We start from the raw sequence: 23,243 nt of genomic DNA, 5'->3' as shown, positions 1-23,243 counted from the left end.
CGCATGCACACAGAATGACCATTGTGGGAGCGAGCCTGCTCGCGATGAGGCAGGCACATACGACGCAGAACCTCAAACCAACATGCGTTCGATAACCGCCCAAAACCCGCTTTTCCCGATTGAACCATCCAGTCCATTCCCCGCACCATTCGTCGCACAAGACCAATAACATCAGGTTCGACACCATGCCCCCGCGCCCTGCCCTGTCCGGCTGATTCCGCTCCCGTTTTTCACGAAATCGACTCCTTTGTCTGCAACCCCCGACGTTGCGGCAGTGCCCCGTTTCATCCCTAACAATTAGAGAGACCCGAGCCCATGACGCCTTCCACCGCGCAGTATTATTTCCCCAGCCTGATTGCCATCGCCCTGGCCAGCGCGGCCCTGCCCGCCATGGCCGAGGAATCGGGTTTTGTCGAAGGCGCCAAGGTCAACCTGAACCTGCGCAACTTCTACATCAACCGCAATTTCACCAACCCGACCAAGGCCCAGGGCAAGGCTGAGGAATGGACGCAAAGCTTCATTCTCGACGCCAAATCCGGCTTCACTCAGGGCACCGTCGGCTTCGGCATGGACGTGCTGGGGCTGTACTCGGTGAAGCTCGATGGCGGCAAAGGCACAGGCGGGACGCAGTTGCTGCCGCTGGATCATGACGGTCGCCCGGCGGACAACTTCGGGCGCACCAACGTGGCATTCAAGGCCAGGCTGTCGCAGACCGAAATCAAGGTGGGCGAATGGATGCCGGTGCTGCCGATCCTGCGCTCGGACGACGGTCGCTCCCTGCCGCAAACCTTCCGTGGCGGCCAGATCACCTCGAAAGAAATCGCCGGCCTGACGCTCTATGGCGGCCAGTTCCGCGCCAACAGCCCGCGCGACGACAGCAGCATGAACGATATGTCGATGACCGGAAAACCGACCTTCACCTCTGACCGCTTCAACTTCCAGGGCGGTGAATACGCCTTCAACGACAAGCGCACCCAGATCGGCCTGTGGAATGCCGAACTCAAGGACATCTACAGCCAGCAATACGTGAACCTGATCCACAGCCAGCCCATCGGCGACTGGACCCTGGGCGCCAACCTCGGTTTCTTCTATGGCCAGGAAGACGGCAGCGCCCGGGCCGGCGACCTGGACAACAAGACCTGGTCAGGCCTGTTCTCGGCCAAATACGGCGGTCACACCTTTTACGTCGGCCTGCAAAAACTCACCGGCGACAGCGCCTGGATGCGGGTCAACGGCACCAGCGGCGGCACCCTGGCCAACGACAGCTACAACGCCAGCTACGACAACGCCAAGGAAAAATCCTGGCAGCTGCGCCACGACTACAACTTCGTCGCCCTCGGCATCCCCGGCCTGACCCTGATGAACCGCTACATCAGCGGCGACAACGTGCACACCGGCACCATCACCGACGGCAAGGAATGGGGCCGCGAAAGCGAACTGGGCTACACCGTACAGAGCGGCGCGCTCAAGGACCTGAACGTCAAATGGCGCAACTCGACGATGCGCCGGGACTTCAGCAATAACGAGTTCGATGAGAACCGGTTGATCGTCAGCTATCCGATCAGTTTGTTGTAAGTCTCAAGGGCACCTTCGCGGGCAAGCCTTGCTCCTACAGGTCACGGGTTGGCTGCAACATTGGCGGCCAACTCGATTTCAGCAGGAGCAAGGCTTGCCCGCGAAGAACGATAGCGCGGCATCTAGCCGGCCGCCTGTCAGCTAGCCTGGCGCTTTACCAACGATCCATTACAGTGAAAAAACCTGACAGGAGTCAGGCGAACTCAACCCTTCCCACTTCCGTTATCTGTTGATGTTGGTCCGCAAGACTTGAGCCAGGCTGTCATCGGAAGACACCACCTGATCACCAGAGGACCACCTCATGATCACGCCACTCAAATCGGCTCCCGTCAAAAGCGACTGGGATGCCAAGGCCTACCAGCAATTCTCCCGGCTTCGACAACGGCCGGTGATCGAGTTACTCGACCGCGTCGACCTTGAAAACCCCAAACGCATCTACGACCTCGGCTGCGGGACCGGCATTGCGACGCAAGCTTTGGCCAAACGCTGGCCCCCTGCGCACCTGATGGGCATCGACAGTTCGGAGAAGATGCTTCAGGAGGCGCAATGCTTGCCGATCAAGGCGCTGTGGAAGCAGTGCGATCTACAGAACTGGCAGCCGGAGCAACCCGCCGACCTGCTCTTTGCCGCCGCAGTGCTGCATTTCATCGACGATCACGAACAGCTTCTGCCGCGCTTGCTCGGTTATCTCAACCCGGGTGGTTGTCTGGCGGCGCACATGCCCGACTGGCGGGATGCGGTGTGGTATCAACTGGTGCTCGACACCCTCAACGATGGTGGCTCCGACGGCAAACCGCTCGGCTCCCCGCAACTGCGCGAGAGGATGGCGGCGCGGCCGTTGCTGTCGCTGGAAAATTACCACCGGTTGCTCTCACCGATTACCCGGACACTGGATATCTGGGAAACCTCGCAGTTGCAGGTCGTGGACGGCAAGTCGCCGATTTATGACTGGATCAAGGTCTCGGCCTTGCGGACGGTGATGCAGGGGTTGAAGGACGAGGAACAGGCGCGGTTCATCTATCACTTCATGATGCGAGTGCATGCGCATTACCCCCATGAGAGCGATGGGCGCACGTTGTTTCCGTTCAAGCGGATTTTCATTGTCGCGACCGTTTAAATTTCGAAATTGATGCAGGCTGACCCACCGCTATCGCGAGCAGGCTCGCTCCCACAGGAGATCTTCAGTGAATGCATAATTTGCGTTCACGCCGATCAAATGTGGGAGCGAGCCTGCTCGCGATGGCGTCAGCTCAAGCAATACAAAACCCGAAGATCACTCCCGGGATTCGACGCCAAGCTCATCCCAAACCGACTCCGCCAAATGAAACGTCGCATTGGCCGCCGGGATGCCGCAGTAGATCGCGCTCTGCATGATCACTTCCTTGATCTCTCCGCGGGTTACGCCGTTGTTGGCGGCGGCGCGCAGGTGCAGTTTGAGTTCTTCGTTGCGGTTCATGCCGATCAGCATGGCGATGGTGATCAGGCTGCGGGTATGGCGCGGCAGGCCTGGGCGGGTCCAGATGTCGCCCCAGGCGTGGCGGGTGATCATTTCCTGGAACTCCGAGTTGAACTCGGTCAGCGCATTCAGGCTGCGGTCGACATGCGCATCGCCAAGCACCGAGCGACGGACTTCCAGGCCCTCGTCGTAACGTTGTTTCTCGTCCACAACAATCCCCTTAATCAGCTGACAAAAACGTCAGGACCCGGTCACTGAACGCTGCACCGGCCTGGACGTTGGACAGGTGTGCGGCGTAGAACTCGGCGTACTCGGCGCCCTGCACATGCTCCTGGATAAAGTGCCCACCGGACGGCGGCGTCACTGCGTCTTCAGTGCCGGCGATGACCAGCAGCGGCACCTTTATCGCGGACAGCTGATCGCGGAAGTCGGCATCGCGCACGGCCGCGCAATTGGCGGCATAGCCTTGCGGCGAAGTGGCCGCGAGCATGTCGGTAATACGCTTCGCGGCAGCCGGATTGGCCTCGGCAAAGTCAGGGGTAAACCAGCGCGCAATCGATGCATCGCGCAAGGCGACCATCGCGGCCGGACCGTCCCGCAGCACGGTTTCAATCCGTGGGTTCCACACCGAAGGATCGCCGATTTTCGCGGCGGTGTTGCACACCACCAGTTTGTTCAGCCGCTCGCCGGCGTTGATGCCCAGCCACTGGCCGATCAAACCACCCATGGACAGACCGCAAAAATGCGCACGCTCGATGTGCAGCGCATCCAGCAGCGCCAGCACGTCGCGGCCCAGTTGCTCGATGCTGTAAGGCCCCGGAGTGACCAGCGATTGGCCGTGACCCCGGGTGTCGAAACGCAACACGCGCAAATGCTCGGAGAATGCGGCGATTTGCGCGTCCCACATGTGCAGGTCGGTGCCCAGCGAATTGGACAACACCAGCACCGGCGCATCGTCCGGCCCGTCTGTTTGATAGTTCAGTTCGCCCTCGGCGAGTTGTACGAAAGCCACAGCAATCTCCTTCAGGCAGTCAACGCAGAATGTTCAGCCACCGCTCGCTCGACCCAGGCATGGGCCTGACCGAGGTAATGGGCGGGGTCCAGCAGACGATCGAGTTCAATGTCAGACAGCTCGGCAGTCACTTGCGGCTCGTCGCCGAGTACCGCTCGCAAGTGCCGTTGCTCGGCCACCGCACGTTTGCAGCATTGCTCCAGCAGATGGTGCGCGGTATCGCGCCCTACCCGTTGCGCGAGGACGATGCTCACCGCTTCGGCCAGCACCAGGCCTTGGGTCAGGTCGAGGTTGCGGGCCATACGATCGGCGTCGACTTCCAGTCCGTCCGCCACCAGCAACGCTTGTTTGAGGCTGCCGGACACCAGGCAGCAAATCTCCGGCAGGGTTTCCCATTCGGCATGCCACAGGCCCAGGCTGCGCTCGTGTTCCTGCGGCATGGCGCTGAACAGAGTCGAGAGCAAACCGGGAACCCGGGTCGCCGCACCGATCAGCACCGCGGCGCCGACGGGGTTGCGCTTGTGCGGCATGGTCGAGGAACCGCCCTTGCCCGGTGCCGACGGCTCGAACACTTCGCCGGCTTCGGTCTGCATCAACAAACTGATGTCGCGACCAAGTTTGCCGAGGCTGCCGGCGATCAAACCGAGCACCGCGCCGAACTCCACCAGGCGATCACGCTGGGTGTGCCAGGGTTGATCCGGCAATGTCAGTTGCAGCTCACCGGCCAAGGCTTCGGCAATTGGCATCGCCTGCTCGCCGAGGGCCGCAAGGGTTCCGGAGGCGCCGCCGAATTGCAGCACCAGCAGGCGTGGTTTGAGTTCTTGCAGACGTTGCCGACTGCGGGTCACAGCGCCCAGCCAACCGGCGATTTTCATGCCGAGGGTGACGGGCGTTGCGTGTTGCAACCAAGTGCGCCCGGCCAGCGGCGTGGCAACGAAGCGCAGCGCCTGGGTCGCCAGCGTTTCACCCAGTTGCGCCAGATCGCTTTCGATCAGTTCCAGCGCGCGGCGCAGTTGCAACACCAGTCCCGTGTCCATCACGTCCTGACTGGTCGCGCCCAGATGCACATAGCGCTCGGCTTCAGCATCGGTGGTCGCGATCTGTTTACCCAACGCCTTGACCAGCGGAATCGCCGAATTGCCCGCCGTGGCAATCGCCTCGCCGAGCGCAGCAAAGTCGTAATGCCCTGCGACACAAGCCGCTTCAATCGATGCGACAACCGATTGCGGAATCAAGCCCACCCGCGCCTCGGCCCGGGCCAGTGCCGATTCGAAATCGAGCATGGCCTGAACCCGGCCCTGATCGCAGAACACTTCTCGCATGTCGCGGGCGGTGAAATAGGCATCGAACAGTTGATTGCCCGGTCGCTGGTTCATAAACAGTTCCTGAAAGCGCGGGCCGGTCGGGCCCACGCGGATGGATCAAAGGTCGTGGTGCAAATACTTGGCCTGTTTCGGCAGGCGCAGGCTGAACAGGAACGCCACCGCCATCATCACCGTCACGTACCAGTAGAAGGAGTTTTCCATGCCCACGGCTTTCAGACTCAGGGCCACGTATTCCGCCGAGCCACCGAAGACCGCGTTGGCCACCGCATACGCCAGGCCGACACCCAGTGCGCGCACTTCCGGCGGGAACATTTCGGCTTTTACCAGACCACTGATCGAGGTGTAGAAACTGACAATCGCCAGCGCCACGGTAATCAGCACAAAGGCGAGGAACGGACTGCTGACACTTTTCAGGCTCAGCAGGATCGGCACGGTGCACAGCGTCCCGAGGGCGCCGAACCACAGCATCGAATTACGGCGGCCGATCTTGTCCGCGAGCATGCCGAACAGCGGCTGCATGCACATATAAAGGAACAGCGCGCCAGTCATGATGTAGCTCGCGGTCTTGGCGTGCATGCCGGCGGTGTTCACCAGGTACTTCTGCATGTACGTGGTGAAAGTGTAGAAAATCAGCGAGCCACCGGCGGTGTATCCGAGCACGGTAATAAAAGCGGCTTTATGGTCGCGGAACAACGCGCGGATGCTGCCGGCATCCTTGTTGTCGCGCATTTCCTTGCTGGTGGTTTCCTTGAGCGAGCGACGCAGGAACAGCGAGATCAATGCGGCCACTGCACCAACCACAAACGGAATCCGCCAGCCGTAGGCACGCAGGTCATCTTCGGTGAGGAACTGCTGCAGGACCACCACCAGCGACACCGCCAGCAACTGCCCGCCGATCAGCGTCACGTACTGGAACGAGGCGAAGAAACCGCGCTGGCCCTTGAGGGCGACTTCGCTCATGTAGGTCGCGGTGGTGCCGTACTCCCCGCCCACCGACAGGCCCTGCAGCAAGCGGGCGAACAACAGCATGATCGGCGCCCAGACGCCGATGTCCTTGTAGGTCGGCAGGCAGGCGATGAGCAACGAGCCGAAGCACATCATCAGAATCGAGATCAGCATCGAATTCTTGCGCCCGTGCTTGTCCGCGACACGGCCGAAAATCCAGCCGCCAATCGGTCGCATCAGAAACCCGGCCGCGAACACGCCAGCCGTGTTGACCAGCTGCACAGTCGGGTTATCGGACGGAAAAAAGGCCGGCGCGAAGTATATCGCGCAAAAGGCGTAGACGTAGAAGTCGAACCATTCAACGAGGTTGCCGGACGAGGCACCGACAATCGCGAAGATGCGCTTGCTGCGCTCTTCGCCGGTGTAATGCGCTGGAATAGCGGTGGGGGTTGTCATTGATTTTCACTCTTTGGGGACCATGACAGTCTAGACACACTTTGCAACAGTCCCGTTCCACAGATAGATCAGCAACACCAATCCCTGTGGGAGCGGGCTTGCCCGCGATAGCGTTGGGTCAGTCACCTTTGATGCTGGATGTGACTCAGTCATCGCGGGCAAGCCCGCTCCCACAGGTTTTTGTGTTGTTACTCAATAATCGAAGAACACCGTCTCGGCATCGGTGCCTTGCAGGACTACATTCCATTGATACACACCGGACGCATCCTGCTTCGCCAGCAAGGTACTGCGGCGTTCAGCCGGCACACACTCCAGCAGCGGATCCTCGACGTTCGCCGGTTCGCCCTCAAAGTAAATCCGTGTCAGCAAGTGCTTCACCAGCCCGCGAGCAAACACCAGCACCACCAGGTGCGGCGCCTGGGTCGAGCCCTTCAGGCCTTCCACGGTGCCTGGCTTAATGGTGGTGAAACGAAAACGCCCTTCGGCATCCACCGGCACCCGGCCGAAGCCTTCGAAGTTCGGGTCCAGGGGTTTGGCCTGGTCGTCTTCGGGGTGGTCGTACTTGCCGGCAGCGTTGGCCTGCCAGACTTCCAGCATCGCGTCGTTGACGAAGTCGCCGTTGCCATCGACGACTTGCCCGGTGATTGACACGCGCTCGCCGAGGGTTTGTTCGACGGTCAGGTCTTCGCGGTTCAGCCAGGTCAGGCCGATGTGGTAATACGGCCCGACGGTGTGGGACGTGGTCGCGTTCAGCGTCATCTTATTTCTCCATCGGCGTGGCTTCGCGGCCGCGCAAGACGATGTCCCAGCGATAACCGAGGGCATAGGAAGGGATGGTTTTTTCCAGATCGAACGTCGCGATCAAACGCTCTTTGGCGCGGGTATCGGGCACGCAGTTGTAGATCGGGTCATAAGCCAGCAACGGGTCGCCCGGGAAATACATCTGGGTAACCAGGCGCGTCAGTATGCTAGGCCCGAACAGCGAGAAATGGATGTGCGCCGGGCGCCACGCATTGTGGTGATTGCCCCATGGGTAAGCGCCGGGCTTGATGGTCTGGAACTGGTACCAGCCATCGGCGTCGGTCACGGTGCGGCCGGTGCCGGTGAAGTTCGGGTCCAGCGGCGCATCGTGCAGGTCGCGGGCATGGTTATAGCGACCGGCGGCATTGGCCTGCCAGATCTCCACCAGAATCCCCGGGACAGGCAAGCCGTCTTCATCCAGCACGCGGCCGTGAATGATGATGCGCTCACCCAACGGTTCGCCCTGATGCTGGCCGGTCAGGTCGTTGTCCTTCTCGTTGACACGCTCGGCGCCGATGGTCGGGCCGGTGATTTCCGACAACGAATGAGGCAAAAACACCAACGGCTTGGACGGCGCGCGACGGTTGGTGGATTGATAAGTCGGGTGCAGGTACTCCGGCTGGGTGCCTTCCTGTGGGCGACGGTAACCAGGCTTGTCAGTCATTTCGCTTTCCTCTGTTCTTATTAGTCTGCCGGGCGTCAGACGCGTTCGATGGCCAAGGCCAGACCCTGGCCGACACCGACGCACATAGTCGCCAGACCTTTCTTGCCACCGGTTTTTTCAAGCTGATGCAACGCGGTCAGGACCAGACGCGCACCGCTCATGCCCAACGGATGGCCCAAGGCAATGGCGCCACCGTTCGGGTTGACCTGGGCCGCGTCGTCCGCCAGCCCCAGCTCGCGCAATACTGCCAACCCCTGACTGGCGAAGGCTTCATTGAGTTCGATCACGTCGAAATCACTGACCGCCAGACCGAGGCGCTCAGTCAGTTTGCGCACCGCCGGCACCGGGCCGATGCCCATTACCCGAGGTGCAACACCGGCGCTCGCCATGCCCAGCACTTTGGCGCGAGCAGTCAGGCCGTGTTTTTTCACCGCTTCGGCGGAGGCCAGAATCAGCGCCGCCGCACCGTCGTTCACACCGGAAGCATTGCCGGCGGTGACGGTTTTATCAGGGCCATTGACCGGTTTCAGTTTGGCCAGGGTTTCCAGGGTGGTGTCGGCGCGAGGATGCTCATCCTGGCTGACGACGGTTTCCCCTTTCTTGTGGGCAATCCGCACTTCAACGATTTCTTCAGCGAAAAATCCTGCAGCTTGCGCGGCGGCCGTGCGCTGCTGACTGCGCAGGGCGAAAGCGTCCTGATCCTCGCGGGAAACTTCGTAGTCGTCCGCCACGTTGTCAGCGGTTTGCGGCATCGCATCGACACCGTATTGGGCTTTCATCAACGGGTTGATGAAACGCCAGCCGATGGTGGTGTCTTCCAGCTTCATGTTGCGCGAGAACGCCGCATCGGCCTTGCCCATCACGAACGGTGCGCGGGACATCGACTCGACGCCACCGGCAATCGCCAGCTCCATTTCGCCACTGGCGATGGCGCGGAATGCGGTGCCAATGGCATCCATACCCGACGCGCACAGGCGATTGAGCGTGACGCCGGGAATGCTTTCCGGCAGCCCGGCCAGCAGCAGCGCCATGCGTGCGACGTTGCGGTTGTCTTCGCCGGCCTGGTTGGCGCAGCCGAGGAATACCTCGTCCACGGCGTTCCAGTCCACCGACGGGTTGCGCTCCATCAAGGCCTTGATCGGCACAGCGGCGAGGTCGTCAGCACGAACCGCCGACAGGCCACCGCCAAAACGGCCGATGGGGGTGCGAATGGCATCGCAGATATAAACGTCACGCATCACGCTTCTCCGGGTGCTTGGCCGTGGGCGGCGGCGGTGCGGGCTTCCAGATCCCTGAGCGCCTTCAATTCAACGTCGGTGGGCTCGGCGGTATTTTCAACCGTGTCTGCGAAACGAATCGCCCAACCGGTGGCGGCAATCACTTGCTCGCGGGTCACGCCGGGGTGCAGCGCGGTGACCACGAATTCATGGGTGTCCGCTTCCGGCTCCATGATGCACAGGTCAGTAATGATGCCGACCGGACCGGCACCCGGCAGGCCGAGACGCTTGCGCGAATCACCGCCCTCGCCGTGTCCGACCGAGGTGATGAAGTCGAGTTTGTCGACGAAGGAACGCGCCGACTGCTTGAGAATGATCAGCACGCTTTTCGCCGAGCCAGCAATTTCTGGCGCGCCACCGGCACCCGGCAGGCGCACTTTCGGTGCGTGATAATCGCCGACTACGGTGGTGTTGATGTTGCCGAAGCGGTCGACCTGCGCAGCGCCGAGAAAACCGACGTCGATGCGCCCGCCCTGCAACCAGTAGCGAAAAATCTCACCGGTCGGAACGACGGTGTCAGCGGTTTCCGCCAGTTCACCGTCGCCGATCGACAGCGGCAGTACGCTCGGCTTGGCACCGATCGGACCCGATTCGTAGATCAGGACCACATCCGGCGAAGACGTCAGGCGCGCCAGGTTGGCAGCTTTCGACGGCAGGCCGATGCCGACGAAGCACACCGAACCGTTTTTCAGGCGGCGGGCCGCGGCGACGGTCATCATTTCATTGGTGGTGTAAGTCATTACTTGGCCTCCGAAGCAGCGGCCAGCTTGGCCTGGAACTCGCTGAAGTCAGCGCAGCCATGGATGTATTCGTTGATCCACGCGGTGAAGGTGTCACGGTCGCGGGCAATCGGGTCCCAAGCCTGGTAGAAACGGTTGTCACGCTCGTTGTAACCGTGGGCGTAGGACGGATGCGCGCCGCCAGGGACGTGGCACACCGCGCTCAAGGCCCAGGTCGGCAACACGCAGGAATTCATCGGTGCATTGAGGTCGTCGACGATTTCTTCGACGGTAACGATGCAGCGCTTGGCGGCCAACGCCGCTTCTTTCTGCACGCCGAGAATGCCCCACAGCAGCACGTTGCCTTTGCGGTCGGCTTTCTGCGCGTGAATCACGGTGATGTCCGGGCGCACCGATGGCACCGCAGCCAACACTTCGCCGGTAAACGGGCAGGTAACAGTTTTGATCAGCGGGTTGACCTTCGGCAGGTCGGAACCGGCGTAGGCACGCAGCACCGCGAACGGTAGGCCGGAGGCGCCAGCGACGTAGGCATTGGCCAGGTCGGCGTGGCTGTGTTCTTCGATTTCCAGCGCATGCGGCCACTGTTTCTCTACGGCGTCACGCAGACGGTGCAACGAACCGACACCCGGGTTGCCGCCCCAGGAGAAAATCAGCTTGCGAGCACAACCGGCGCCGATCAACTGGTCGTAGATCAGGTCAGGCGTCATCCGCACCAGCGTCAGATCTTTCTTGCCCTGACGAATGATTTCATGACCCGCCGCCGTAGGGATCAGGTGAGTAAAGCCTTCGAGCGCGACGGTGTCGCCGTCGTTGACGAATTGCTTCACCGCGTCGTGCAGCGAAAGGATTTCAGCCATGGGGCAGGCTCCCGTTTTGTTATGAACCGACAGTGGATGAAAAAGGCGCGAGGTTCAGCGCCGGAATGACTGAAGGTTAAGCCTGTGCAAAACGCCAAACAATCCGATAATCGACTGAGTGTTCGTTTATCGAACAGATTGTTGTCTCGCTACCGATCCCAAAAAGCATCGCGGGCAAGCCCTCTCCCACTGGTAGATGCGCAATCCTTGTGGGAGCGGGCTTGCCCGCGAAGAGGCCCTCAAACGCGCCAAAGAATCTGGATCAGGCTGTCAGGTCGCATCCGCATGACTGACCACGCCCTTGATCACCACCGCCGTGGTCGCCAGCGCCGCCGGAATCACCAGCGCCGTCAGCACCTGTTCAAAATTCCAGCCCAACCCCAGCAACGTTGCGCCCATCCACGCCCCGAGGATCGCGCCGAACCGGCCAATCCCCAGCATCCACGAGACCCCGGTCGCACGCCCTTGAGTCGGATAAAACCGCGCCGCCAGCGACGGCATCGCCGATTGCGCACCGTTGACGCACATCCCGGCCACCAGCACCAAGGTCGCCAGAATCGTGATGTTGCCCAGGCTCTGCCCTACCGCGTAGGCAAACACCCCGGCCATCAAGTAGAAAATGCCGATGACCTTGTGCGGATTGAACCGGTCCATCGCCCAGCCCACGCCCACTGCGCTCAGCACACCGCCAAACTGGAACAACGCACCAATGAACGCCGCCTGCTCCATGCTCGCGCCGCTGTCACGCATCAGCGTCGGCAGCCAACTGGTCAGCAGGTAAACGATCACCAGGCCCATGAAGTAGGTCAGCCACAACAACAAAGTGCCGGTGCTATAGGTGCCGTTGAAGATCAGGGCAAACACGTTGCGCGCCTTCACGGTTTTCTGTTCCGGCACGCTGAAGCTCGACGCCTGGGCGACGACGACCGGATCGATCGGTGCGAGGGTCTTGCGCACTTTGTCGGTGCCACGGTTTCGCACGACCAGGTAACGTGCCGACTCCGGCAGCCAGAACAGCAAGACGACGGCGAGGATCAGCGGCAGGATCCCGCCGATCAGCAGCAGACTGTGCCAGCCAAAGGCAGGAATCAGCTTGGCCGAGATAAACCCGCCACCGGCCATGCCGAGGTTGAAACCGCAGAACATGCTGGTCACCAGCAGGGATTTTTTTCGCTCCGGGGTGTATTCCGACAACAGCGTGGTGGCGTTCGGCATCCCGGCGCCGAGGCCCAGGCCGGTGAGGAAGCGCAGCACCAGCAATTGATCGACATTGGTGCTGTACGCCGACGCCAAGCTGAAGGCCCCAAACAACAAAACTGCGCCGACCAGTACGACTTTTCGCCCAAAGCGGTCAGCCAAGGGACCGGAACCCAGTGCGCCGAAGACCATGCCGATCAGCGCTGCACTCATCACCGGGCCGAGACTGGCGCGGTCGATGCCCCAATCCTGCGACAAGGCAGGCGCGATGAAGCCCATGGCCGCGGTGTCGAGGCCATCGAGGAAAACAATCAGGAAACACAGGATCACCACTCGCCACTGGTAGCGCGAAATGGGTTGAGCATTGATGAAGGACTGCACGTCGAGGCAGTTTCCTACAGCAGACTGAGGCTGGTTCATTATTTTTATTCCACGCAAGAACGCAGTCGGACAGGTGCCAGCCTAGGCTGGCGCTGCCGCGACAGTAATGATCCTGGGGAAACAGCGTCAATTCGATAAACGCGACTCTGTGCGTTTATCGAACAGCTTAGGCAAACAACTGGGCACTGAGGTCGCGGCTGGCACTCAGCAGGCCAGGCAAGAAACGTTGCTCCAGCTCGTTGCGGCTGACCCGCCCGGCGTGGGTGCTGACGTTGAGCGCCGCGACCACCTGGCCGGAGGCGTCGTACACCGGAACGGCAATCGAGCGCAGGCCTTGCTCCAGTTCCTGATCGACGATGCACCAGCCCTGCTGCCGCACTTCCTGCAGGCATTCGAGTAGCGCTTCGGGGGTGTGCAAGGTTCGGCTGGTCTTGGCCTGGAACTCTGCATGGTCGAGGTATTCGCGCAGCGAGGTGTCGTCCAGCGCCGCAAGAAGGATTCTGCCCATGGACGTGCAATACGCCGGCAACCGTCCGCCCACCGACAAGTCGACGGAAATCAGGCGCTGGGTGGTCGCCGAGCGAGCGATGTACAAAATGTCGTCACCTTCCAGCGTGGCCATGTTGCAGGCCTCGTGAAGCTGCTCACTCATGCGGTCCAGATACGGCTGGGCGGACACCGCCAGAGGCGTCGAGGACAAATAGGCATGGCCGAGCGTCAGCACTTTGGGCAGCAGCGAATAGGTGCGACCGTCAGTGGTGGCATAGCCGAGTTTTATCAGGGTGTGCAGGCAACGTCGCACAGCGGCGCGGGGAATTTCCGTACGGTGACTGATCTGGGCAATGGTCAGGTGTCGTTTGCGCTCCTGGAACGCTTGAACCACCGCCAGGCCGCGGGCCAGGGATGTCATGAAATCCGGGTCACCGGTCAGGGCCTGGATTCGCTTCGCGGGCGAGGCCACGATCGGCGGCGCCACTGAAGCGAAGGAATTGCGCATTTGATCGTTCATTTCTGGTCCTTTTCCTACACGGATCAGCAGCTATTACATGCGGCTTCGGGTCCTGCACACAAGCCACAGGCCTCAAGATTGGGCGATTATCGAACCATCGACCGATAATCGCAATCGACCTCACTGGGGAGACGACTACCTGCGCACACTGATTTGCGCAGAGCCCTCTATATGCTTTTATTCTTCGCTGATTTAGAGGGCTGATGTAAGGGGCAAACTTGTTCGACTTTATGGCGCCAGAAAGACATCGTTGCAATGTGACATCACCGCCCCCCTAGTTGCCGCTGAAAGTTGCGAGTAACAAAACAATCACACAGCTGGAACTACTTTTAACTCTCAAGAGATAGTGTTCTTCGGATCGACCGCTATAATGCACCTCAGTGGCGAAGCGGTTTTTACGTGCCAGTTCCGTCACTCGGCAGCCCGGTATCCTATCGTCGCTGTCTGCAGCAAGCGCTCGACGCTCATTTCATATGCTCCGCCAACGCGCTCGCTGGAACAGGTAACTGATGCTACGTCAGCTGTTTTTCTCTGGTGCCGTGGCCGCCTGCAACATGGAAGTATTGTTCACCCGCCGTAAAAACGATGCCTTTGTCAGGCATTGACCTTTCGATGAGTGTGGTCAATAGATTCCTGCAGCGCGTTTCACCAGAATTTATCTCAACTCATACAGGTAGCACTGTGACGAAAGACGAACTGCGCGCGGAACTTGAGCGCCAGGAACAACGTTACAAGGAAGTTTACGGCGGGGAAGTCACCACCTACGCCGCTCAGCCCGAACCCGAACGCAAGCCTTGGCGTAAACGCGCCACCGTTCAGGATCAGGCATTCACCCAGGAATTGCAGAAGATGGAAAAGGAACTCAAAGCCGAAGAGCCATGACCTCCTCGGCCTGAATCCTTCCAAGGGTCTGCATCGGCACCCGTTAAAAGCGCGGTGTTCTGATGATGCCTTTCGCGCCCGCTACAAGCGGGCAGCGGCCACCTCACCCTGCGGATGAGGCAAAGGGCACATGCCTGACCCTCTTTTCAGATTTTTCACACAAGTGTTCAAGCCTCTCGACTTCACGAGCGAAACCCTTGTGGCTGCGGCCTTTTCATCTGAATTCAATGACTTGCAAAACCCGGTAAAAACCTCGGGGATAAGCTATCGTCACAAACTAATTCATTGAAGAATGTTACCGATGAGCACCTAGTGCATCGATTAGCAGTCTTTTCTGGCATAATCGCGCCCCCTTATGACCGGGTCAGAAAACCTTCATGATCGATTTATTCAGCGGACTGGATGCTTGGGTGCTTGTGAGCCTCTTGCTCGCCCTGGCCTTTGTCCTCGCCTTCGAGTTCATCAACGGCTTTCATGACACCGCTAACGCGGTGGCCACCGTTATCTACACCAAAGCCATGCCGCCTCATCTGGCGGTGTTCTTTTCCGGTGTATTCAACTTTCTCGGCGTGCTGCTGGGCGGTGTCGGCGTGGCGTATGCCATTGTCCACCTGCTGCCGGTAGAACTGCTGATCAATGTGAACACCGGTCACGGGCTGGCCATGGTGTTCTCGCTGCTCGCCGCCGCCATCACCTGGAACCTGGGCACCTGGTACTTCGGTATCCCGGCCTCCAGTTCCCATACGCTGATCGGTTCGATCCTCGGTGTCGGCCTGGCCAACGCGTTGATCAACGACATTCCGTTGGCCGATGGCGTGAACTGGCAGAAGGCGATCGATATCGGTGCTTCGCTGGTGTTCTCGCCGATGGCGGGTTTCCTGGTCGCAGCGCTGATTTTGATCGGCCTCAAGTGGTGGCGCCCCCTGTCGAAGATGCACAAGACACCGGAACAGCGCCGCAAGATCGATGACAAGAAACACCCGCCGTTCTGGAACCGCCTGGTGCTGGTCATCTCGGCTATGGCCGTGAGCTTCGTGCACGGCTCCAACGATGGTCAGAAAGGTATCGGCCTGATCATGCTGGTGCTGATCGGCATCGTTCCAGCACAGTTCGTACTCGACCTGGGCAGCACGACCTACCAGATCGAACGGACCCGCGATGCAACCCTGCACCTGAGCCAGTTCTACAAGCGCAACGCTGACACTCTGGGCGAATACCTGGCCCTGGGCAAAAGCGTTGAAGGCGATCTGCCGGAGAAATTCCGTTGCAACCCGCAACAGACCGAACCGACCATCACCGCCCTCCTCGGCACCCTTAAAGGTGTAGCGGATTACCACTCGCTGTCGCCGGAAAACCGCATCGAAGTGCGTCGCTACCTGCTCTGCCTGGACGATACGGCGAAGAAAGTCGGCAAGCTGCCTGGCCTCGCTGCCCGTGAAAAGGCTGACCTGGACAAACTGCGCAAAGACCTGACCACCACCACCGAATACGCCCCGTTCTGGGTGATTCTGGCGGTCGCCCTGGCCCTCGGCCTGGGTACTATGGTCGGCTGGAAGCGCGTAGTGCTGACCATCGGCGAGAAGATCGGCAAGCAGGGCATGACTTACTCCCAAGGCATGTCGGCACAGATCACTACCGCGAGCCTGATCGGCATGGCCAACATCTTCAGCCTGCCGGTCTCGACTACCCACGTCCTGTCCTCAGGCGTCGCCGGCACCATGGTTGCCAACAAAAGCGGCCTGCAAGGCGGCACTGTGCGGACCATCCTGCTGGCTTGGGTCCTGACCCTGCCAGCGACAGTGGCCTTGTCGGCCGGCCTGTTCTGGCTGGCGTCGAAGGCACTGGGCAGCTGATACATTGCTGCGACAAAGAGGCGCGTTCCGTGAGGTTCGCGCCTTTTTTATGGTCTGAACTTTGGCATTGCCGGTCTGTTGAAAGAGATTGGTTGGCCCAGAGGACACCTTCGCGAGCAAGCCCGCTCCTACAGTGGGACGGTGTACATCTGCAAGAAATTGGTCGGCTGTCAGGCCGCCATCGCAGGCAAGCCAGCTCCCACAGGAATCGGCGTGTACCGCTCGCTTCTCACCACTCATCAGGCCGAGCGTTAGCTCGCCTGCAGCTCTTGATCTTGATCTACCCGCCCCGTCGGGAGGCTGAGTGGAGGCGTTCATCTGGGGGTGGGCGCGGAGCGCCGTGCAGCGAAGCCGCACACATCGAGAGGAGGTTGAAGCGAAGCCAACCGGAGGCGATGCCCCCAGATGAATGCCGGAGCGAAGGAACGCCGAGCCCAGGCGAGGGGCCGGACGTTGGGGCGAAGACCTTTGCTTCCTTTGGGGCGTTTGCCAAAGGGAGTCGCTGTAAAAGCGAAACCATAAGCAGCCGTTACCGCAGGAATGGATATGTACACCTGAGAAAGATAGGTCGGCTATCAGGCCGCCATCGCAGGCAAGTCAGCCCTCACATTTTGAACTTCATACATCAGTAAAAAGCGTGGGCAAAAAAAAGGGCAACCGAAGTTGCCCAAAATGCCTTGCGTGCTCATTACATCCAGAAAGAACTACGGCTTACGCTTATGCGAATCTTTCCAGATAAAAAACCCAAACCCTGCAAAAAACAGAACCATGAGGCCGACTGTCAGCACTCCGGCGATCACCACGTTGTCGAAAAACATGACGGCTCTCCTGCACTTGCCCTGTTGCGATAGGGCTAAGTTAACCAATCAGGCAGAAGAGAAAGTTGACCAGGATCAATGTCGCCCGAGACAGGGCGTAAAGGAGGGGAAATAACTGACCTGCATCAACCGATGCAGGGTGATTCAACGCTTTTTCGGCTTGTTCTTCGATTTCTTCTTGGCTTTACCCAACGGCATCGCCTGTTCAAACGCCTGGCGCACTTCATTCAGACGCTTTTCATTAAGGTCATGAACCCGCTTGGCGCGTTCAGAATTAAGATCAATCAGCTTGTCGTCTTGGCTCATGGTGCTCAATACATCGAATGGCAGGTTTGTCGTAATAATGAGGTCTGACGGCAGCGCTGACCAGCCACCCCCTCAAATCTCAATATCGACCCACAACCCCTGACGCGGCTGATCTTCCATCAACGGCGCCACCGGTACGGTGTTGTCAGCATTCAATTCGGTCCCGGGAATCGCCAGATGCTCCTCCGGATCCTCATCAGCCTCACGTCGACGCCGTTCCCGCTCCTGCTTGCGCCGCTGTTCCTCGCGCAACTGAAAAGCCGCTTCCTCGGGATCGCGTTGTTTCAGGTCAACGGTGCTTTCATTGGAGCTTTCCTGCACCGGCACGACAGGCGGAATATCCGGGCGCTGGCGGATCGGGTCCTGCTGTGACGTGATCGGCACGGCACTCAAGGGGAGCATCGGTGGCAGCATAATTATCAGTCTCCTGTCAGCAGGCTGTCGGCTGCGGGGATGGCGACTTGAGCCATCGGTCGCAAACTGTGACCGGTTTGGCACCGATTGGTGCCCCGACCGGCAAGCATCGCATCGTTGGACTAACGTAAGACTGCGAGTTTTTATGAGAGTCCTTTGGCCCTGAAGCCCTCATTCCGTTAAGATAGCCCGCTTTTTCAAGGTGGGAGTCAGGCAGCATGGCGCAGCAGTATCAACCGGGGCAACGCTGGATCAGTGACAGCGAAGCCGAGCTGGGTTTAGGCACCGTTCTGGCACAGGACGGCCGCTTGTTGACCGTGCTCTATCCGGCCACTGGCGAGACTCGCCAGTACGCGCTACGGAATGCGCCCCTCACCCGCGTGCGTTTCTCGCCGGGCGACTCCATCACTCACTTCGAAGGCTGGAAACTGACCGTCCAGGAAGTCGACGACGTCGACGGCCTGCTGGTCTACCACGGCCTCAACGCGCAAAACGAAGTGGTTACCCTGCCGGAAACCCAGCTGTCGAACTTCATTCAGTTCCGTCTGGCCAGCGACCGTCTGTTCGCCGGGCAGATCGACCCACTGGCGTGGTTCTCCCTGCGCTACAACACCCTGGAACACACCAGCCGCCAGTTGCAATCCTCGCTCTGGGGCTTGGGCGGCGTGCGTGCGCAACCGATCGCGCACCAGCTGCACATCGCCCGTGAAGTCGCCGACCGCATTGCGCCGCGAGTACTGCTGGCCGACGAAGTGGGCTTGGGCAAAACCATCGAAGCCGGCCTGGTGATCCATCGCCAACTGCTCTCGGGCCGCGCCAACCGCGTACTGATCCTGGTGCCGGAGAACCTGCAGCACCAGTGGCTGGTCGAGATGCGCCGCCGCTTCAACCTGCAAGTCGCGCTGTTCGACGAAGAACGCTTCATCGAAAGCGATGCTGCCAACCCGTTCGAAGACACCCAACTCGCGCTGGTTGCGCTTGAGTGGCTGGTGGACGACGAGAAAGCCCAGGACGCGCTGTTCGCTGCCGGCTGGGACCTGCTGGTGGTCGACGAAGCGCACCACCTGGTGTGGCACGAAGAGAAGGCCAGCCCTGAATACACGCTGGTCGAGCAACTCGCCGAAGTCATTCCCGGCGTGCTGCTGCTGACCGCCACCCCGGAACAACTGGGCCAGGACAGCCACTTCGCGCGCCTGCGCCTGCTTGACCCGAACCGTTTCCATGACCTGCACGCCTTCCGCGCCGAGAGCGAAAACTATCGCCCGGTGGCCGAAGCCGTTCAGGAGCTGCTGGACAAGGGGCGCCTGTCGCCGGAAGCACACAAGACCATCCACGGTTTCCTCGGCAACGAAGGCGAAGCGCTGCTGGCCGCCGTGAACGATGGCGACATCGAGGCCAGCGCCCGTCTGGTGCGCGAACTGCTGGACCGCCACGGCACCGGCCGCGTGCTGTTCCGTAACACCCGCGCTGCCGTGCAGGGTTTCCCGGAGCGCAAACTGCACCCGTACCCGCTGCCGTGCCCGGATGAATACCTCGAACTGCCGCTGGGCGATCACGCCGAGCTGTACCCGGAAGTCAGCTTTCAGGCCCAGCCGGACGCCAACGAAGAAGAACGCTGGTGGAAATTCGACCCGCGCGTCGAGTGGCTGATCGATCAGCTGAAAATGCTCAAGCGCACCAAAGTTCTGGTGATCTGCGCCCACGCCGAAACCGCCATGGACCTGGAAGACGCCCTGCGCGTGCGTTCCGGCATTCCTGCCACGGTCTTCCACGAAGGCATGAACATCCTTGAGCGTGACCGCGCCGCCGCCTATTTCGCCGACGAAGAATTTGGTGCGCAAGTGCTGATCTGTTCGGAAATCGGCAGTGAGGGTCGCAACTTCCAGTTCTCGCACCACTTGGTGCTGTTCGATCTGCCGTCGCACCCGGACCTGCTGGAACAGCGGATCGGTCGTCTGGACCGGATCGGCCAGAAGCACATCATCGAACTGCACGTGCCGTACCTGGAAACCAGCCCGCAAGAGCGCCTGTTCCAGTGGTACCACGAAGCACTGAACGCTTTCCTCAACACCTGCCCGACCGGCAACGCCTTGCAGCATCAGTTCGGCTCGCGTCTGTTGCCACTGCTGGAAAACGCCGATGACGGCGAGTGGCAAGCGCTGATCGACGAAGCCCGCGCCGAGCGTGAGCGTCTGGAAGCCGAGCTGCACACCGGCCGTGACCGCTTGCTGGAACTCAACTCCGGCGGTGCTGGCGAAGGTGATGCACTGGTCGAGGACATCCTCGAGCAGGACGATCAGTTCGCCCTGCCGATCTACATGGAAACCCTGTTCGACGCTTTCGGCATCGACAGCGAAGACCATTCGGAAAACGCCCTGATCCTCAAGCCGAGCGAAAAAATGCTCGACGCCAGTTTCCCGCTGGGCGACGACGAAGGCGTGACCATCACCTACGACCGTAACCAGGCGCTGTCTCGCGAAGACATGCAGTTCATCACTTGGGAACATCCGATGGTGCAGGGCGGCATGGACCTGGTCCTGTCCGGCTCAATGGGCAACACCGCCGTGGCGCTGATCAAGAACAAGGCGCTGAAACCTGGCACCGTGTTGCTGGAACTGCTCTACGTCAGCGAAGTGGTTGCGCCGCGCTCACTGCAACTGGGCCGCTACCTGCCGCCGGCCGCTCTGCGCTGCCTGCTCGACACCACTGGCAATGACCTGTCGGCCCGGGTGTCGTTCGAGACCTTGAACGACCAGTTGGAAAGCGTGCCCCGTGCCAGCGCCAACAAGTTCATCCAGGCTCAGCGCGATCAACTGACGCCACGGATCAACGCCGGCGAAGAGAAAATCTTCCCGCGTCACGCCGAGCGCGTTGCCGAGGCGAAGCGTCGTCTGGCAGCGGATACCGACGAAGAGCTGGCGCGTTTGACCGCACTGCAAGCGGTCAACCCGACAGTGCGCGACAGTGAGCTGGTTGCCCTGCGCCAACAGCGCGAGCAAGGTTTGGCCATGCTCGACAAGGCTGCGCTGCGACTGGAAGCGATTCGGGTGCTGGTGGCGGGTTAACCCCCCTGCTCCACCGCTGAAAACAAGAAGGCCCGCAGTGATGCGGGCCTTTTTTATTGCCTGAAATTTGATGCAGTGATGCTGATGGCCGCATCGCTAGCAGGCTAGCTCCCACAGGGGATTTGTTAACGCTGTAGATCCAATGTGGGAGCCAGCCTGCTGGCGATAGCGATTATGCAGTCGCCACTGCAACATCAGGTTCACCCACAGCGACCAACCCGTCCTTCATCCGCTTGGCATCCCGAACAAAACACCGCGAAGCCAGGAACAGAAACACCATGGTGAAAAACAGCGCCACGGGGATCAAATACATCGCGTCATGCAGCCCGACAGCCTTGAACGCCTCGGTCATCTGCTCGGCGCCGGCCGCGGCCATCGCTGTGTGTGCGAAGTGGTCGGACAAACCACCCACCACTACCGGCCCCAAACCACCACCCAGCAAGTACAACCCGGCAAAGAACAACGCCATCGCCGTGGCCCGCAAGCGTGGTTCGACCACGTCCTGAATCGCCGTGTAAACGCAGGTATAGAAGTTGTATGCGAACAGCCAGCCCAGACTGAACACCGCGACGAACACGCCGATTTCGATCCGCCCGGCATGTAACGCCCACGCGGTACAAACGGTCGAAATGCTCAGGCTGAACGCGGCAAACAGCAGCCGCCCATTGGCCACCCGCTGGTGAATCTTGTCGGCGACCCAGCCGCCGAGCGTCAACCCGAACAACCCGGTCACGCCGACGATCACCCCGGTCGCCACCGCCGCTTCCTGCAACGGCATCAGGAAGTAACGTTGCAGCATCGGCACCAGAAACGAGTTGCAGGCATAGGTGGCAAAGTTGAAACACAGCCCCGCCATCACCAGCCACAGGAAGGTCGGCACCGCCAGCACGCGACGGATCGGCCGGTCGATGCGTTCCTGGGAGACTTGCACGCTCTCCGCGGCGCCGCGTTTCGGCTCCTTGATGAAGAACATGAAGATCGCCAGGATCAGCCCCGGCACCGCCGCAATAAAGAACGGCGCCCGCCAGCTGTCAAACGCCTTGACCATTGCACCAATGGTGAAGAAAGCCAGCAACAAGCCCAGCGGCAGGCCGAGCATGAAAATGCCCATCGCCCGGGCGCGACGATGAGCCGGAAACAGGTCGCCGATCAGCGAGTTGGCGGCCGGCGCGTAACTGGCTTCGCCGATGCCGACACCCATGCGCACGATCAGGAACGCCCAGAAACTGCCCACCAGCCCGTTGACCGCCGTCAGCCCGCTCCACGCCGCCAGGCCCCAGCCCATCAGCTTGCTGCGCGAACCGGTATCGGCCATACGCCCAAGAGGCAGGCCGGCAATGGCGTAAACGATGGTGAATGCAGTACCGATGATCCCCAGCTGAAAGTCGCTGAGGTGCCATTCCATGCGGATCGGCTCAATGATGATGGCCGGGATGGTGCGATCGAAAAAGTTGAACAGGTTGGCCAGGAACAGCAGGAACAGAATGCGCCAGGCATTCGCCGCTTGGGTCGAGTTCTGCATGGGGTCCGTCTCTTTTATTGTTATTGGGGCCTCGCTGTCCCCGGAGCCTCCAATCTAGTCACGCCCGCCAGAGCTGTCTGTAATTATTCGTAATGCTGATACCAACCCATGGCGCAACACCCGTTCCCACATTGGATTTGCGGTGCGAATGAGGTGGGTGTTTCACCGCCATTGGTCGCATAAAAAATACTTTTTCACCCCCTTCCCAAGTCCTGCGCGAAGCCTAGAATAGCGGCCTTGCCTGCCCCACCAATCCCCCCCATCCCTCTTTGATTATCGCCCATGTCCGAAGCCAGTCCGTGTCTGAATTGCGGTGCCTGCTGTTCTCATTTTCGCGTGTCTTTTTTCTGGGGTGAATGCACCTCGGCGGGGGGAACGGTGCCCGACGAGCTGGTCGCGCCCATCAGCCCCAGCCGGGTGGCCATGCTGGGCACGGACTGCAAACCCACTCGCTGCATCGGGCTGGTTGGCGAAGTCGGCAGCACTGTGCAGTGCTCGATTTACGACAAGCGTTCCAGCACCTGTCGGGAATTCGACGCCTCTTGGGCCAATGGCGAGGCGAACGTGGATTGCGATGCGGCACGGGCAGCGTTCGGATTGCCGGCCCTGCAACCGGAATTCGAGTTCCCTTATGAGCAGATCGCCTGATTCCTGACGCCCGTAATTTCAAAATCATCAGAAGCAATGT

The 23,243-nt window shown here is 60.4% G+C and carries 21 protein-coding genes; 6 read left to right on the top strand and 15 right to left on the bottom strand.

Annotated elements, in window-relative coordinates:
* The first annotated feature begins 315 nt into the window (after window positions 1-315).
* Together ACA053_RS06305 and ACA053_RS06300 are read left to right on the top strand one after the other, a co-directional pair.
* The gene (locus tag ACA053_RS06305) at window positions 316-1,575 is read left to right on the top strand and encodes an OprD family porin (RefSeq protein ID WP_497394753.1); all 1,260 of its coding nucleotides are present in this window, start codon (window positions 316-318) and stop codon (window positions 1,573-1,575) included.
* 301 nt (window positions 1,576-1,876) lie between these two features.
* A complete protein-coding gene (locus tag ACA053_RS06300; RefSeq protein WP_497394752.1) occupies window positions 1,877-2,692 on the top strand; it encodes a methyltransferase domain-containing protein in 816 nt (271 codons plus the stop codon).
* A gap of 156 nt (window positions 2,693-2,848) precedes the next feature.
* On the opposite strand, the gene pcaC is transcribed toward ACA053_RS06300, so the two are convergent.
* The 11 genes from pcaC to pcaR form a co-directional block, all read right to left on the bottom strand.
* Complete coding sequence (pcaC, locus tag ACA053_RS06295; protein WP_497316099.1) at window positions 2,849-3,241, bottom strand: 4-carboxymuconolactone decarboxylase; 393 nt, start codon at window positions 3,239-3,241, stop codon at window positions 2,849-2,851.
* Between the two features lie 10 nt (window positions 3,242-3,251).
* Window positions 3,252-4,043 carry a 3-oxoadipate enol-lactonase gene (gene pcaD, locus ACA053_RS06290; protein WP_497394751.1) on the bottom strand — a complete coding sequence of 264 codons (792 nt, stop codon included), beginning with the start codon at window positions 4,041-4,043 and terminating at the stop codon, window positions 3,252-3,254.
* 11 nt (window positions 4,044-4,054) lie between these two features.
* A complete protein-coding gene (locus ACA053_RS06285; protein WP_497394750.1) occupies window positions 4,055-5,419 on the bottom strand; it encodes a 3-carboxy-cis,cis-muconate cycloisomerase in 1,365 nt (454 codons plus the stop codon).
* Between the two features lie 45 nt (window positions 5,420-5,464).
* Window positions 5,465-6,769 (bottom strand): MFS family transporter, encoded by a 1,305-nt coding sequence (locus tag ACA053_RS06280; protein WP_497394749.1) that lies wholly within the window; start codon window positions 6,767-6,769, stop codon window positions 5,465-5,467.
* A 192-nt stretch (window positions 6,770-6,961) separates the two neighbouring features.
* A complete protein-coding gene (gene pcaG, locus ACA053_RS06275) occupies window positions 6,962-7,528 on the bottom strand; it encodes a protocatechuate 3,4-dioxygenase subunit alpha (protein ID WP_497316093.1) in 567 nt (188 codons plus the stop codon).
* A gap of 1 nt (window position 7,529) precedes the next feature.
* Entirely contained in the window at window positions 7,530-8,234 is a 705-nt protein-coding gene (gene pcaH, locus ACA053_RS06270) for a protocatechuate 3,4-dioxygenase subunit beta (RefSeq protein WP_497316091.1), read from the bottom strand.
* A gap of 35 nt (window positions 8,235-8,269) precedes the next feature.
* Entirely contained in the window at window positions 8,270-9,475 is a 1,206-nt protein-coding gene (pcaF, locus tag ACA053_RS06265) for a 3-oxoadipyl-CoA thiolase (RefSeq protein ID WP_497394748.1), read from the bottom strand.
* Window positions 9,472-10,251 carry a CoA-transferase subunit beta gene (locus ACA053_RS06260; protein WP_109628317.1) on the bottom strand — a complete coding sequence of 260 codons (780 nt, stop codon included), beginning with the start codon at window positions 10,249-10,251 and terminating at the stop codon, window positions 9,472-9,474. Before ACA053_RS06260 ends, pcaF begins: the two co-directional genes overlap by 4 nt.
* Complete coding sequence (locus tag ACA053_RS06255; protein ID WP_059407998.1) at window positions 10,251-11,108, bottom strand: CoA transferase subunit A; 858 nt, start codon at window positions 11,106-11,108, stop codon at window positions 10,251-10,253. Before ACA053_RS06255 ends, ACA053_RS06260 begins: the two co-directional genes overlap by 1 nt.
* Window positions 11,109-11,378: 270 nt before the next feature.
* A complete protein-coding gene (gene pcaK, locus ACA053_RS06250; RefSeq protein WP_497394747.1) occupies window positions 11,379-12,725 on the bottom strand; it encodes a 4-hydroxybenzoate transporter PcaK in 1,347 nt (448 codons plus the stop codon).
* 127 nt (window positions 12,726-12,852) lie between these two features.
* Complete coding sequence (gene pcaR, locus ACA053_RS06245) at window positions 12,853-13,695, bottom strand: pca regulon transcriptional regulator PcaR (protein ID WP_010462552.1); 843 nt, start codon at window positions 13,693-13,695, stop codon at window positions 12,853-12,855.
* A 681-nt stretch (window positions 13,696-14,376) separates the two neighbouring features.
* Between pcaR and ACA053_RS06240 the strand changes: the two genes are divergently transcribed.
* The gene (locus ACA053_RS06240) at window positions 14,377-14,577 is read left to right on the top strand and encodes a hypothetical protein (RefSeq protein WP_007935837.1); all 201 of its coding nucleotides are present in this window, start codon (window positions 14,377-14,379) and stop codon (window positions 14,575-14,577) included.
* Between the two features lie 377 nt (window positions 14,578-14,954).
* Window positions 14,955-16,430 carry an inorganic phosphate transporter gene (locus ACA053_RS06235; RefSeq protein ID WP_497316082.1) on the top strand — a complete coding sequence of 492 codons (1,476 nt, stop codon included), beginning with the start codon at window positions 14,955-14,957 and terminating at the stop codon, window positions 16,428-16,430.
* 704 nt (window positions 16,431-17,134) lie between these two features.
* Here ACA053_RS06235 and ccoM read toward each other — a convergent pair.
* From ccoM to ACA053_RS06220, 3 genes are all read right to left on the bottom strand, one after another.
* Window positions 17,135-17,248 carry a cytochrome c oxidase subunit CcoM gene (ccoM, locus tag ACA053_RS06230; RefSeq protein WP_010462558.1) on the bottom strand — a complete coding sequence of 38 codons (114 nt, stop codon included), beginning with the start codon at window positions 17,246-17,248 and terminating at the stop codon, window positions 17,135-17,137.
* A 144-nt stretch (window positions 17,249-17,392) separates the two neighbouring features.
* On the bottom strand, window positions 17,393-17,554 hold the full coding sequence (locus ACA053_RS06225; RefSeq protein WP_178082285.1) for a hypothetical protein: 162 nt from the start codon (window positions 17,552-17,554) through the stop codon (window positions 17,393-17,395).
* A gap of 72 nt (window positions 17,555-17,626) precedes the next feature.
* Entirely contained in the window at window positions 17,627-17,968 is a 342-nt protein-coding gene (locus tag ACA053_RS06220; protein WP_497394746.1) for an aspartate-semialdehyde dehydrogenase, read from the bottom strand.
* Window positions 17,969-18,186: 218 nt separating this feature from the next.
* Between ACA053_RS06220 and rapA the strand changes: the two genes are divergently transcribed.
* A complete protein-coding gene (gene rapA / locus ACA053_RS06215) occupies window positions 18,187-21,033 on the top strand; it encodes an RNA polymerase-associated protein RapA (RefSeq protein WP_109628313.1) in 2,847 nt (948 codons plus the stop codon).
* Between the two features lie 172 nt (window positions 21,034-21,205).
* Here rapA and ACA053_RS06210 read toward each other — a convergent pair whose 3' ends face one another.
* Complete coding sequence (locus ACA053_RS06210) at window positions 21,206-22,555, bottom strand: spinster family MFS transporter (protein ID WP_497316077.1); 1,350 nt, start codon at window positions 22,553-22,555, stop codon at window positions 21,206-21,208.
* 282 nt (window positions 22,556-22,837) lie between these two features.
* Between ACA053_RS06210 and ACA053_RS06205 the strand changes: the two genes are divergently transcribed.
* A complete protein-coding gene (locus ACA053_RS06205) occupies window positions 22,838-23,203 on the top strand; it encodes a YkgJ family cysteine cluster protein (protein ID WP_109628311.1) in 366 nt (121 codons plus the stop codon).
* Window positions 23,204-23,243 lie beyond the last annotated feature (40 nt).

Source organism: Pseudomonas sp. LBUM1672 (genome assembly GCF_059695655.1).
This window is presented reverse-complemented; position numbering and strand designations above follow the sequence as displayed.